Source organism: Blattabacterium cuenoti, assembly GCF_014251795.1.
Classification (GTDB): Bacteria; Bacteroidota; Bacteroidia; order Flavobacteriales; family Blattabacteriaceae; genus Blattabacterium; species Blattabacterium cuenoti_AB.
This window is the reverse complement of sequence record NZ_CP059201.1, coordinates 512,245-526,046: the sequence shown is the minus strand read 5'-3', so window position 1 is coordinate 526,046 and position 13,802 is coordinate 512,245. Positions and strand designations below refer to the sequence as shown.

The window sequence follows — 13,802 nt, the reverse complement described above, 5'->3', positions numbered from 1 at the left end:
AATGACTTTACATAAGAAAGAAAAAATAATAAAAAATGAATTTAATATTCTTAAAAATTGGGAAGAAAAATATGAATATTTGATAGATTTAGGTAAAAAATTATCTAATAAATCACTTGAATTTAGATCTGAAGATAAGTTAATTCATGGTTGTCAATCTAGAGTTTGGTTAGATGCTCAATTGAATGGATCACGCATTTTTTTTGAAGCAGATAGTGATGCTTTATTACCAAAAGGAATGGCTGCTCTTATGATTCGAGTATATTCAGGACTTTTTCCTTTTGAAATTATTTCTTCTAATACTAATTTTATTTATGAAATCGGATTTCAAACTTTTTTATCTCCTATTAGAGCTAATGGTATGTTTTTATTTTATAAAAAAATAAAATTTTATGCCATAGCTTTTAATGCTAAAATTTCTGTTAGTTTGAATGGAAGAATTTAAAAAAAATGAGATGTTTCGTACAATTAATCCTGTAAATGATAATATATTAAAAACTTATTATTTTTTATCTGATAAAAATATCAATATTAAATTATCTGAAGCTAGTAATGCATATAATGAATGGAAAAATTATCCTTTCAATTATAGAATTGAATGTTTAAAAACATTTTGTTCTTTTATGCAAAAATCTATGGATATCATAGCTTACTCAATTACCCAAGAAATGGGAAAACCAATAAAGCAATCTTATGCAGAAGTAAATAAAAGTATAACTTTATGCAAGTATTACTGTAAATTAAAAGAATCTATTTTTATTCAAAAAATTCATACTGAATATGAGTATTCTTATGTTAAATTTGAGTCTATAGGTGCTATATTAGGAATTATGCCTTGGAATTATCCTATTTGGCAAACAATAAGATCTACTATTCCTAATATATTATTAGGTAATGTAATTATTATTAAACCAGCACTGAATACAACAGGGTCTTCTCTTTTACTAGAAAAAATTTTTTTAAAATCAGGTTTCCCAAAAGGGATTTTTCAGATTTTACTAATAGATATTAATCGAACAGAATCTGTTATAGCGGATTCTGTAATACAAGGAGTCACTTTTACAGGAAGTACTTTATCTGGCAGTATTATAGGATCATTATCTGGAAAATATATTAAAAAATCTATTTTAGAATTAGGAGGAAATGATGCTTTTGTAGTGATGAAAGATGTAGAAAACATAGAAAAAATAGCAAAATTAGCTACAGAATCTAGATTAAATAATACAGGACAAACATGTATTTCTGCAAAAAGATTTATTGTAGATCAAATTATAATAGATGATTTTATAGATGCAGTTATACAAGAAATGAAAACATATCATAGAGGAAATTTATATGATGAATCAACTAAGATAGGCTATATTTCCCGTTGTGATTTATCTGAAAGATTATTTCAACAATATACAAATATTATATCAAATGGAGGAAAGATATGTTTAGAAATAACAAAAGATGGTAATTTTTTTTCTCCTTCTTTATTAAGAGTAGAAAATAAAAATTGTACAGTTAATACAGAAGAAATATTTGGACCAATAGGAATTGTTTCTTCTTTTTATAAAGAAGAAACAATTCCTGATATTATCAATAATACTCCATACGGACTTGGAACTTCTATTTGGACGAAAGATTTAGAAAAGGCGGAAAAAATTGCAAGAAAAATAAATACTGGAATGGTTTTTATTAATGAAACTGTAAAATCTGATCCACGTTTTCCTTTTGGAGGAGTTAAAAAATCAGGATACGGTAGAGAATTGTCATTTTTATCTATAAAAGAATTTTCTAATTGGAAAACTATAATTATAAAAAAATCATAAGTTTTTTCGCATTCTTGCAACAGGAATATGCATTTGATCTCTATATTTTGCAATAGTTCTTCTAGCAATTAAATAACCTTGTTTTCTAAGTATTTTGGATAATTTTTCATCAGTAAGAGGTTTTTTTTTATTTTCTTTAGCAATTGATTCTCCTAAAATTTTTTTTATTTCAATAGAAGATATTTCTTCTCCTTCTTGATTGATCATTTTTTCAGAAAAAAAACTTTTTATTAAAAAAGTTCCATATGGAGTATTAACATATTTACTGTTAGCTACACGAGAAACAGTAGAAATACCTACTCCAATTTTTTGAGAAATATTTTTTAGAATCATAGGTTTGATTTTAGCAGGATCTCCTGTTAAAAAATATTCTTTTTGATAATCCATAATAGCATTCATTGTCAACATTAATGTATTTTGACGTTGTTTAATTGCATCCACAAACCATCTTGCAGAATCTATTTTTTGTTTTAAAAAAATAATTGTTTTTTCATTTTTCTTTATATTTATTTTATAAGATTTTAACATGTCTAAATATAAAGATGATACTTTTAATTCTGGAATATTTCTTTGATTCAGAGAAAGTTCTAACTTTTCATCTTTAATGTGAATATTAAAGTCCGGAATAATATGATCTAAATTTTTAGCATTGTCAGAATAAATTTCACCTGGTTTTGGATTTAATTTTTTTATTTGGTCAATAGCTTTTCGTAAATTTTTTTTTGTTATTCCTAATTTTTTTTGCAGTTTTGGATAATGTTTTTTTATAAAAAATTCAAAATTGTATTGTATAATTTTTCTTGCAAGAAAAATTTCTTGGTTCATTTTTTTTTGATCTAATTGAATCAATAAACATTCTTTCAAATTCCTAGATCCTACACCTATAGGATCTAATTTTTGTATATAATTGACGAGTAATTTTTCTATTTTTTCTGTAGAGACAGATATTCCGAGCATTAAAAAAATATCATCCGATATAGATGAAATTTTTCTTCTAATATAGCCGTCATCATCTATATATCCCAATATGAAATCAGCAATTAATAAATCTTTTTTATTTAAACGAAATGTATGTAATTGATTTTTTAAATATTCTTGAAAAGAAATTCCAGAAATAATAGGAATACACTTTTTGATACTATAATTTTGATTATTGATTTGAAAATCATCGATTTCATCATCACTTAAATATTCATCTATTTCAGATGATAGATCTGATGCTTGATCTTGATTTTCTACGATATCAATTTCATTGAAATCTGAAGATTCTTCTTCTAAATCCAAATCCAAACAATCTTCTTCTTCTAAAGCTGGATTTTCTTCTAATTCTTGTTGAACTTTTTGTTCAAAATCTAGAGTAGATAATTGAACCAATTTCATTAATTTTATTTGTTGCGGAGAAAGTTTGTGTTGTCCTTTTTGTAATAACTGTTGCTTTAACATATTCTAAAATTCTGCATTATTTGGAGTTCTTGGAAAAGGAATCACATCACGAATATTATTCATGCCTGTGATGAATTGAACTAAACGATCAAAACCTAAACCAAATCCACTATGAGGAACAGAACCAAAACGACGTGTATCTAAATACCACCAAAGTTTATTTACGTCAGTATTTGTATCTTTCATACGTTTTAATAATATATCATAACGTTCTTCTCTTTGAGATCCTCCAATAATTTCTCCTATTTCAGGTAGTAAAATATCCATAGCTCTAACAGTTTTTTCATCATCATTCATACGCATATAAAAAGCTTTAATATTACAAGGATAATCAAATATGATTACAGGAATTTTAAAATATTTATCAACTAAATATTGTTCATGCTCCGATTGTAAATCCATACCCCAAACAATTGGATGTAAAAATTTTATATTTTTTTCTTTTTTTTCTTGATCAAGAATTTTTACCGCTTCTGTATAACTAATTTTTTTAAATGGAAATTTTAAGGTAAGTTCTAGTTTTTCTAGAAGAAAGTTTTTTTTCTTTCGATCCCATTTTTCTAAATACTGATTTAAAAAAATCAAATCTTCCATATTATTATCAATAATATATTTGATAATAAACTTTAAAAAACTTTCAGCTAAATTCATATTCTCCTCTAGATGATAAAAAGAAATTTCCGGTTCTACCATCCAAAATTCAGATAGATGTCGTGAAGTATTGGAATTCTCTGCTCTAAATACAGGACCAAAAGTATATACTTTTCCTAGTCCTAAAGACGCGCTTTCTGCTTCTAATTGTCCAGAAACACTAAGAAAAGTTTCACATTTAAAAAAATCTTTTTTATAATCTATTGGGTTATTTTTTAAATCCATAGTTGTAATTTGAAACATTTTTCCAGTTCCTTCACTATTTGAAGTAGTAATAATTGGAGAGTGCAAATAAAAGAAACCGTGTTCATGAAAATATTTATGTATGCCAAAAGCTATATGATGACGAATTCGCATTATACAACTAAAAATATTTGTTTGAAAACGTAAATGAGCTTGTTCACGAAGTTTTTCTAAACTATGTTTTTTAGGTTGTAAAATAGATTTTTGAATAATTTTTGAATCTACTGATTGATAGATAGTTAAATCCAGAGTTTTGAGTTCAATATGTTGTTTTATTCCAATACTTTTTTTTACTATTCCTATAACACTAATAGAACTTCCAATTGTTATTTTTTTTTGAATTTTTTGATCCAATTTTCTGGATAAAATAATTTGCAAATTATTGATTGTAGATCCATCATTTAAATCAATGAAAATAGAATATCGAAAAGAACGAATCCATCCTTCAACTAATACTTTTTTGTTTATGAAAAATTTTCCTTTATTGAGTAATTTTTTAACTGAATATTTTTTTAACATTTTATATTTTTAATATTTCTTCTTCTTTATGAAGAAAGAAATTTTCTATTTTTTGTATATATTCATTTGTCATTTTTTGTATGCGATTCTCTCCTATATTAGATAGATCTTCTGATATTTTTAATCTTTTTATATTTTGTTTATTTTTTTTTCGAATTTTTCTTACAAGAATTTTTGCATGTTCTGTTTGTAATTTTATTTTCTTTACTAAATTTATCCTGCTTTCTTCTGTAATTATAGGTAAACGGATATGAATAGAATCTCCTTTATTTGTAGGCATAAAACCCAAGTTTGCATCAATAATAGCTTTTTCTATAACTGAATTAATAGAACGGTCCCAAGGATTGATAGAAATATTCATATTATCTATAATAGAAATATTAGCCACTTCTATAAGTGGCAAAAAAGTTCCATAACATTTTATTTTTATTCTTTCTAAGAAAGAAGAGACAGACTTGCTTCCCAATCGAACACGATGAATTTCTGTTTTTAATTGTTTCAAAATTTTATCCATATCGTTTTTACAATGGAAAAAAATATTATTTAATTCATCCATAATTTTATTTTTTTTTTGAAACCATGGTTCCTATTTTTTCTCCAGAAATGACTTTCTTAAAATTTCCTTTTTTATTAATATCAAAAATAATAATCGGTAAATTATTTTCATTTCCTAAAATAAAAGCTGTTTGATCCATTACTTTGATTCCCATTTGATATGCCATATCAAAAGATATATTTTGAAGTTTCTTAGCATATTTATCTTTTTCTGGATCAGTTGTATAAATTCCATCTACTCTAGTCCCTTTTAACAATACATCTGCTTTGATTTCTATAGCACGTAAAACAGCCGCTGTATCTGTAGTAAAATAAGGGTTTCCTAACCCAGCAACAAATATTACAACTCTTCCTTTTTCCAGATGATGAATAGCCCTATCTTTACCAAAAGGTTCCGCTATTTCATCCATTCGAATAGCTGTTTGGATATAGGCACAAATTCCTACATTTTCTAAATATGATTGAAAAGCTATACCGTTAATTACGGTTGCTAGCATTCCCATATAATCTCCTTCAATACGATTTATAGCTTTTTCCTTTATTCTAGAAAATCCTCTAAATATATTTCCCCCTCCAATAACTATGGCTACTTGAGCTCCCATATCTACTACTTTTTTAACTTCTTCAGCATACTGTTGAAGACGAGTAGAATGAAGTCCAAATTCGTTCTCTCCCATAAGAGCTTCTCCACTTAATTTCAATAGTGATCTTTTGTACTTCATGAAGAATATATTTTTATCGTTTTTTCCTAAGAATAAAAGAATATTATGGAAAAATTCCTAATTTTTCATAAGAATCTATAATTTTATTTATGGCTAAAACAAATGCTGCGGTACGTAAATTTCCTATTTTTGATGATTTTTTTAAATCACGGATTTTGTGAAATCCGTTGATCATTGTATCTTCCAATCCACTACGGATTAAATCTATTTCTCTTGGTCCTCTTAAAATAATTTTCTTTTCTTCAGATAAAATCTTTTTTTTACAAACTGTTTCTATAACTTGCAACAATTCTGCATTCATATTTTCATTAAATTTTTTTTCCATACGTCCATAACGGACATGACTTAAATTTTTTAGCCATTCAAAATAAGAAACAGTAACTCCTCCTGCATTCAAATAAATATCAGGAATGATAATTACTCCTTTTTTTTCCAATATTTCATCAGCTTCAGGAGTGATAGGCCCATTTGCGGCTTCTCCAATGATTTTAGCCTTGATACGATTTGCATTATTTTTATGAATTACATTTTCTAATGCTGCTGGAATTAAAATATCACATTCTAATTCTAAAGCTTTTTCTGTATTTTCTATATTTTTTGCTTCTGGAAAATTTAATATAGATCCAGTATTTTTTAAATGTAAAAAAACTTTGGATACATTTAATCCCTTTTCGTTATAAATAGCACCTTCTCTCTCTGCTAAAGCTATTATAATAGCTCCCGCTTTATGAAAAAAATAGGCAGCATGATATCCTACATTTCCTAATCCTTGTATGATAATTTTTTTTCCTACTAATCCTATATCAAGATGAACAGAAGACATTTCTTCTTTGATATGACATAATTCTCTGATGCCATAAAAAACACCTAATCCTGTTGCTTCTTTTCTTCCTCTTACTCCTCCTTGAGAAATAGGTTTTCCTGTCACACAAGCTAATGCATCTACTTCTCCAGAACGAAGAGATAAAAAAGTATCAAAAATCCAACTCATTTCTCTTTCTCCAGTTCCATAATCAGGAGCAGGGACATCTATTCCCGGTCCAATAAAATTTTTTTTAATCAACTCAGAAGTATAACGTCGAGTTATTTTTTCTATATCTTCTACTGATATAGTTTGTGGATCTATTTTAATACCGCCTTTAGCTCCACCAAAAGGAACGTCAACTATAGCACATTTGTAAGTCATTAAAGCAGCTAAAGTCATTACTTCATCTTGATTAACTTTAATACTATATCGAATTCCTCCTTTACAAGGAAGTTTGTGATGTGAGTGTTGAACTCTATATGCTTCAATTACTTTGATTTCTTTTCCTATTTTTACAGGAAAATGAATTCGATATACAGCATTACAAGCTTTAATTTGTTCTAAAAGACCTTTTTCAATAGAAAGAAATCGTGCAGCTTTATCAAAATTTTTTTCTATACAATTAAAAAAACTATATGCATTAGTTTTATTTTGGTTTTTTGACATAAAAAAAGTTTTACACATTTCTATAAAATGAAAATGAAAAAAAATAAATGCTACATTATCGAATACAAATCTACATTTTATGTATAAATTTTAATTTAATATTAAAAAATGAATAAAATATTTTATTTAAATAAAATATTTATTATTTTTTTAGGTATCAAAATGAATTTTGTTAAAATTTTTTTCTTTAAAAGAAATTTTGTTTTAGGATGATTTAATATTTTATTTTTTATTTTTTCTTTTGAAATATTAGAATCAAATTTTTCTAAAAATTTTAATTTTCCATTAAACATAATAGGATATGTTATTTCCTTTTTAACTATATATTTTTGATCAAAAACTGGCATGTTATAAAACATAATTGATTTATTTTTTCCTAATTTAAACCATAATTCTTCGGATATATGAGGAGCAAATGGAGCAATTAATTGCACGAGAGGTTCTAATATTTTTCTTTTATTGCATTTTAATGCAGTCAATTGATTAGTAATTATCATCAATAAACTAATAGATGTATTATAAGAAAAAGATTCCATTTTATTTTGGATATTTTTTATAGTACGATGTAAAATTTGAAATTCTTGTAATGATGGATTCATTTCACTCACTTTAAAATTTTTATTTTTATGAAATAAACGCCAAAATTTATTTATAAAATTTTTGATTCCATTTATTTTTTTTTCATCCCAAGGTTTAGATTGATGAATAGGGCCTAAAAACATTTCATAAATACGAAATATGTCTGATCCATATTTTTCATAAATATTATCAGGATTGACTATATTATACTTTGATTTTGACATTTTTTCCAATTTTCTTTTACAGAGAAAAACTCCTCTTTCAAAAATAAAAACAGATGCATAAAATTCAGGTCTACATTTTTTAAATTTATGAATATCTAATTCATCGTTTTTTTTAATTAAAGAGAGATCCACATATATTTCTTGAAAAGATAAATATGCGTGTTTTTTTTCTTTTAGTCCATAAGATATGAATGTATTTTCCCCTATTACTTTTAGAATGATAGCAGAATAACTTAAAATCATTCCTTGATTTAATATTCTTTTAAAAGGTTCTTCAGTTGTAACCCATCCTCTATCTAACAAAAATTTATGCCAAAACCTAGCATAAATCAAATGACCTGTACTATGTTCAGATCCTCCAACATATAAATCTACATTTCTCCAATAATTTTCTTTTTTTTTATCAACAAAAAATTGATTATTATGAACGTCCATATATCTCAAGAAATACCAACTAGATCCAGCCCAACTAGGCATCGTACTAGTTTCTATTGGAAATACATGTTTATGATCAATAAGAGTATTAGATACGATTTTCATATTTTTTTCATTCCAAGCCCAATTTTTTACTCTTTCTAATGGAGATTTTCCATTTTCAGGATCAAAATTTTTTATTTTGGGTAAAATAATAGGCAATTTATCTAAAGGAATTATTTTTGGAATTTTTTTTTTAAAAAAAATAGGAATTGGTTCTCCCCAATATCTTTGTCTCGAAAAAATAGCATCATGAATTTTATAACTAATTTTTAGTTTTCCTATTTTATTATTTATTAAAATTTTTATTATTTTTTCTTTTGCTTGTTTCCGGTTTAATCCATTTAAAAAATTAGAATTAATACATATTTCATTAAAATCTAAAACATTTATAATTTCTATACCGAATTTGGTAGCAAATTTTTTACTTTTTTCATCATGTCCAGGTATTCCTATCATAGATTTCGTTTGATCATTGATAGTAAAAAAATTACTGATATAAATGGGGATTTTTTTATTTCTAATAAAAGGATGCAATACATAATTTCCTGTAAAAATTCCAGAAATATTTTTCATATTTTCGTCTATGGAAAATTCTTTAGTTAGATATGTTAAAACATTTTTATGGTATAAAGAAAAAGTACTTATTTTATCTGCAAGTGGATGATCAGTAGATAGTATGATAAAAGTGATTCCAAATATCATTTCTGGATGAGAAGTAAACAATTCAATTTGATTAAATTCTCCAATAGGATGAAGAATTTTTAACACTAAAGAAATCCCTTTTGATTTTCCTATCCAATTTGATTGTAATCTTTTTAAAGATTGAGAACAATCAATTTTACTCAATTCTCTTATAAGTCTTTCTGCATATGCAGAAATTCTTATATGCCATTGTAACATTTTTTTTTTATATACAGGGTATCCTCCTCTTTCACTTTTTCCATTTCTGATTTCATCATTAGCTAATACTGTTCCTAAATATGGACACCAATTCACTGTATTTTGACATAAAAAAGCTAATCTGTAATCTAAAAGAATAGATTCTTTTTCGTATGAATTTAATTTTTTCCATGTTTTTGAATTGAATTTATAGTTGTTTGATATTGTGCTTGCATCAATGAAGTCATTTCCGTTTCTATTAAATTCTTCAATTAAAAAATTTATAGGTTTAGCTCTTTCACTATTTTTATCGTACCAAGAATTAAAAATTTGAATAAACATCCATTGGGTCCATCGATAATAATTAGGATCACTAGTATATAATTTTCGATTCCAATCGAAAGAAAGTCCTATTTTATCCATTTGTTTTTTATATCTACGTGAATTTTCCTGAATTGTTTTTTCAGGATGTTTTCCTGTTTGTATAGCATATTGTTCTGCAGGGAGTCCAAAAGAATCGAATCCTATGGGATTTAAAATATTGTATCCTTTTGCTCGTTTATATCTAGCATAAATATCTGATGCTATATAACCTAAACAATGCCCTACATGAAGTCCTGTTCCAGAAGGATAAGGAAACATATTTAATATGTAGTATTTCTTTATTTTTTCATTTTCTTTCGTGTGAAAAATTTTATTTTTTTTCCAGTATGTTTGCCAACGTTTTTCTATTTTACGAAAATTATATTCCATTTTTATTTTTTTAAACTGAAACTATACGTAAATATTACAACAATTTTATTATGTAATTTTAATTTGTTCATGCATAACACATAACAATATAGAAATTATTTTAATTTTATAAACATATTAATATATTATGAATACTCATAAAAACTTATAAAAAATGTTAAATGAGGATCAAGATTATTTAAATAACGATAAATTTATCAATAGTCAAACTGTTAGTAGATTAATACAAATTATTCATAATAATCCTAATCATGCTGTCAAAATATTTAGTTTGTTAGAATTATGTAAAGCAATTTCTATTTTTAACATATTAGACTTTTCTATAAAAAAAAAAATTATAACAGGTTTATCTTCTATAAAAAAAATAGATTTACTAAATAATCTGTCTGAATATGATCGTCTTTATCTATTAAAAAATCTTCCAAAAGATCTTTTAAAAGATTTAATTAAATATTTAAATATAGAAGAAAAATGTAAAATTTTAGCATCATTAGGTTATCCTAGAAATAGTGTCAGTCGTTTTATGATTCCATATTATCTTGCAGTTCAAAAAACTTGGAGTGTTCAAGAAGTTTTGGATCATATTCGTAAAGAGGTAAAAAATAGTGATTTTATAGAAATTATCTACATAATAGATGAAAAAGGAAAATTAATAGATGATATAAAAATACGAGAATTTTTATTAGTAGATCCAAACACAAAAATTTACGATTTAATCGATGAAAAATATAAATATACTGAAGTTTTAAATGTAACAGATACAGAAGAAGACGCTAATAAAATATTTACTATGAGTAATAGAATTACTCTTCCAGTCATAGATGATCAAAATATTTTATTGGGAATAGTAACTATAGATGATATTTTATGGGTTTTAAATGAAAATTATAGAGAAGATATTCAAAAAATAGGAGGAATGGAAGTTTTAAATCAATCTTATTTAAACGTTCCTTTATATAAACTTATCAAAAAAAGAGCTGGATGGCTAATTTTATTGTTTATAGGAGAAATGTTAACAACAACAGTTATGCAAAAATTTTCAAGTTTCATAGAACAAGCCATAGTTCTTGCTTTATTTATTCCTTTAGTTGTTTCAAGTGGAGGAAATAGCGGTTCTCAAGCTGCTAGTTTAATTATACAAGCAATGTCTTTAGGAGAAGTGAAGATAAAAGATTGGTGGATTGTTATGCGAAGAGAAATTATTTGCGGTTTTTTTTTAGGTGGTATTTTAGGATTGACAGGTTTTATACGTGTAATTGCTTGGCACAAAATCAATTTATTTAATTATGGAAATCATTGGTTATTAGTAGGTTTTTCTGTTTTTTTTTCTTTAATTGGAGTAGTTTTATGGGGAACATTAAGTGGGTCAATGTTACCTTTTATAATCAAAAAATTCAGAGGAGATCCTGCTAGTTCTTCAGCTCCTTTTGTTGCAACATTAGTGGATGTTTTTGGATTAATGATATATTTTTCTATATCCTATCTCCTTTTACATGGGACTTTATTGTAAAAATATTTTTCTGCATTTTTGCAAAACCATTTGAAAATCTTCAGGAATAGGAGAGTGAAAGTAGCATTTTTTATTTTTTGGGTGTATAAAAGAAATAGATATAGCGTGTAAAGCTTGTCTTGGTAGTATTTTTAAAAAAGTTTTCAAAAATTCTATATTTTTATTTGAATATTTTTTTCTCATAAAAATTTGATTTCCACCATAAATTGAATCGTTAAATAATGGATGACCTAAATATTTGAAATGAGTTCTTATTTGATGTGTTTTTCCTGTTTTTATATTGCAAGAAATATATGTTAGATATTGAAATCTTTCTAATACTTTATAATATGTTATAGAATATTTTCCTTTATGATATTCATCATTTCTGAAAATAGTCATTCTTTTTCTATTTTTAGGATCCCTTCCAATAAATCCAGTGATAATTCCTTTTTCTTTTAGTATATTTCCCCATATTAATGCTCTATATTCTCGTTGAATAGTTCTGTAATAAAATTGTTGAGATAAACATTGTTTTGAATATTCATTTTTAGCTAAAACTAATAACCCTGATGTATCTTTATCTAATCTATGAACTAATCCACTTCTATATAAATGAAAATTTTTCATATTTGAATTTTGAAAGTGATATTTGATTCCATGAATTAGTGTTCCTTGATAATTTCCAAAACCAGGATGTACTACCATTCCTGCAGGTTTATTAACTACAATAATATCTTCATCTTCATGTATGATATCAAGATTAATTTTTTCCGCAATGATATTATTATATTCTAAATGATCTCTTATAGTAGGAATATTAGAAATTTCTATTTCTACAAAATCTAAGGGTTTTATTTTATAATTTTTTTTTACAATATGTTGATTTACTAGTATTTTTCCAGAAATAGTTAGTTTTTGAATTTGATTTCTGCTAATATTTTGTCGTATATTATCTTTTATAAATTTGTCAATGCGAATTTCTTTTTGATTTTTTTTTGCAATAATTTTTATTTTATTCACTTAAATCTGATTCAATTTTTTCTTCTTTATTTTTAGAATTTTTTTCTTCTATTTGAATTTTTTCTATTTGTTTTTTAGAATCTTTTTCTTCTACTTGAATTTTTTCTATTTGTTTTTTAGAATCTTTTTCTTCTACTTGAATTAAATTATCTAACAATTCTTTTGATGTTAACCATAGTTCAATAGATTTATTTTTATCATAAATCTCTCCTGGATCAGGTTTTTGACGATATACTTGTGCATTTTGATAAGGATTTATTATTCCATGATCATAGTAAAAATTAATCACATGAAATAATTGATTTTTTAAAGTATCAATGGCTGAATGTAATGACATTCCAACAACGTTAGGAACTACTAAATTATTTCTTTCATATCCTTTTCCAATGATTAAAGTAATTCCATCTTGATTAGTAGGTAATTTGTACCCAAATCGAATAGATTGATTTTTATATAAGACTTTTAATACGGTATCTTTACTCATGTTATGAACATATCTAATTTCTTTAACAAAGATATGATTAGCATGAAGCAATTTTATTGCTATTCGTTTATCTTTATTGATGATATCCGGTAAAAAAGATTGATATGACTGAGAATTTACTTGTATATATATGTGTCTTCCTTCTTTTACATGATTCCCAGGTTCAGGAGAAGAAGAAATAATTTGATTAATTTTAAAACTAGGATTATAATGCGATGTATCTACATCATATTTTAAACCTAATTTTTTTAAAATAGATATAGACTCGGGTAACGTCAGACCTCTTAAGTCAGGAACTACAACGGAATAACCATGTTTGGTATAAATATCGACCCATCTCAATGCTACTTGAGTGAGTTTACATAAAATTAATATGGCAACCAAAAAATTTATAATAAATATGAAAAAATATTTTGGATAGTTCATAAAAAAAATAAATATTTATTTAAATAAAATTTTTTCATATAAAAATAAAA

11 protein-coding genes are annotated in these 13,802 nt (G+C 25.2%); 3 read left to right on the top strand and 8 right to left on the bottom strand.

Annotation, left to right across the window (positions count from 1 at the left end):
- Position 1: 1 nt before the first annotated feature.
- Positions 2-445 carry a SufE family protein gene (locus tag H0H55_RS02590; protein WP_185861191.1) on the top strand — a complete coding sequence of 148 codons (444 nt, stop codon included), beginning with the start codon at positions 2-4 and terminating at the stop codon, positions 443-445.
- Positions 432-1,814, top strand: a complete 1,383-nt coding sequence (locus H0H55_RS02585) for an aldehyde dehydrogenase family protein (RefSeq protein WP_238784150.1) — start codon at positions 432-434, stop codon at positions 1,812-1,814. The genes H0H55_RS02590 and H0H55_RS02585 overlap by 14 nt, the downstream gene beginning before the upstream one ends.
- Here the strand turns inward: H0H55_RS02585 and rpoN are convergent.
- From rpoN to leuS, 6 genes are all read right to left on the bottom strand, one after another.
- Positions 1,809-3,257, bottom strand: coding sequence for an RNA polymerase factor sigma-54 (rpoN, locus tag H0H55_RS02580; protein ID WP_185861190.1), 1,449 nt, complete (start codon positions 3,255-3,257; stop codon positions 1,809-1,811). The two genes, H0H55_RS02585 and rpoN, sit on opposite strands and share 6 nt — an antisense overlap.
- A gap of 3 nt (positions 3,258-3,260) precedes the next feature.
- On the bottom strand, positions 3,261-4,670 hold the full coding sequence (asnS, locus tag H0H55_RS02575) for an asparagine--tRNA ligase (protein ID WP_185861189.1): 1,410 nt from the start codon (positions 4,668-4,670) through the stop codon (positions 3,261-3,263).
- Between the two features lies 1 nt (position 4,671).
- Positions 4,672-5,226 (bottom strand): ribosome-recycling factor, encoded by a 555-nt coding sequence (locus tag H0H55_RS02570; protein ID WP_185861188.1) that lies wholly within the window; start codon positions 5,224-5,226, stop codon positions 4,672-4,674.
- A 4-nt stretch (positions 5,227-5,230) separates the two neighbouring features.
- Complete coding sequence (gene pyrH, locus H0H55_RS02565) at positions 5,231-5,947, bottom strand: UMP kinase (RefSeq protein WP_185861187.1); 717 nt, start codon at positions 5,945-5,947, stop codon at positions 5,231-5,233.
- A gap of 43 nt (positions 5,948-5,990) precedes the next feature.
- On the bottom strand, positions 5,991-7,418 hold the full coding sequence (locus tag H0H55_RS02560) for a Glu/Leu/Phe/Val family dehydrogenase (RefSeq protein WP_185861186.1): 1,428 nt from the start codon (positions 7,416-7,418) through the stop codon (positions 5,991-5,993).
- A 122-nt stretch (positions 7,419-7,540) separates the two neighbouring features.
- A complete protein-coding gene (gene leuS / locus H0H55_RS02555) occupies positions 7,541-10,330 on the bottom strand; it encodes a leucine--tRNA ligase (protein WP_185861185.1) in 2,790 nt (929 codons plus the stop codon).
- Between the two features lie 154 nt (positions 10,331-10,484).
- Here leuS and mgtE point away from each other — a divergent pair, with 154 nt between their 5' ends.
- Complete coding sequence (gene mgtE / locus H0H55_RS02550) at positions 10,485-11,840, top strand: magnesium transporter (protein WP_185861184.1); 1,356 nt, start codon at positions 10,485-10,487, stop codon at positions 11,838-11,840.
- On the opposite strand, the gene H0H55_RS02545 is transcribed toward mgtE, so the two are convergent.
- On the bottom strand, positions 11,832-12,842 hold the full coding sequence (locus tag H0H55_RS02545) for an RluA family pseudouridine synthase (protein ID WP_185861183.1): 1,011 nt from the start codon (positions 12,840-12,842) through the stop codon (positions 11,832-11,834). The genes mgtE and H0H55_RS02545 overlap by 9 nt on opposite strands.
- Positions 12,835-13,752, bottom strand: coding sequence for a PASTA domain-containing protein (locus H0H55_RS02540; RefSeq protein WP_185861182.1), 918 nt, complete (start codon positions 13,750-13,752; stop codon positions 12,835-12,837). Before H0H55_RS02540 ends, H0H55_RS02545 begins: the two co-directional genes overlap by 8 nt.
- Between the last annotated feature and the right edge of the window lie 50 nt (positions 13,753-13,802).

What these genes read in the sequence shown, in the direction of transcription:
- H0H55_RS02590 (WP_185861191.1), top strand. Translation starts at nt 2, where the DNA reads ATGACTTTACATAAGAAAGAAAAAATAATAAAAAATGAATTTAATATT.
- H0H55_RS02585 (WP_238784150.1), top strand. Translation starts at nt 432, where the DNA reads ATGGAAGAATTTAAAAAAAATGAGATGTTTCGTACAATTAATCCTGTA.
- rpoN (WP_185861190.1), bottom strand. Translation starts at nt 3,257, where the DNA reads ATGTTAAAGCAACAGTTATTACAAAAAGGACAACACAAACTTTCTCCG.
- asnS (WP_185861189.1), bottom strand. Translation starts at nt 4,670, where the DNA reads ATGTTAAAAAAATATTCAGTTAAAAAATTACTCAATAAAGGAAAATTT.
- H0H55_RS02570 (WP_185861188.1), bottom strand. Translation starts at nt 5,226, where the DNA reads ATGGATGAATTAAATAATATTTTTTTCCATTGTAAAAACGATATGGAT.
- pyrH (WP_185861187.1), bottom strand. Translation starts at nt 5,947, where the DNA reads ATGAAGTACAAAAGATCACTATTGAAATTAAGTGGAGAAGCTCTTATG.
- H0H55_RS02560 (WP_185861186.1), bottom strand. Translation starts at nt 7,418, where the DNA reads ATGTCAAAAAACCAAAATAAAACTAATGCATATAGTTTTTTTAATTGT.
- leuS (WP_185861185.1), bottom strand. Translation starts at nt 10,330, where the DNA reads ATGGAATATAATTTTCGTAAAATAGAAAAACGTTGGCAAACATACTGG.
- mgtE (WP_185861184.1), top strand. Translation starts at nt 10,485, where the DNA reads ATGTTAAATGAGGATCAAGATTATTTAAATAACGATAAATTTATCAAT.
- H0H55_RS02540 (WP_185861182.1), bottom strand. Translation starts at nt 13,752, where the DNA reads ATGAACTATCCAAAATATTTTTTCATATTTATTATAAATTTTTTGGTT.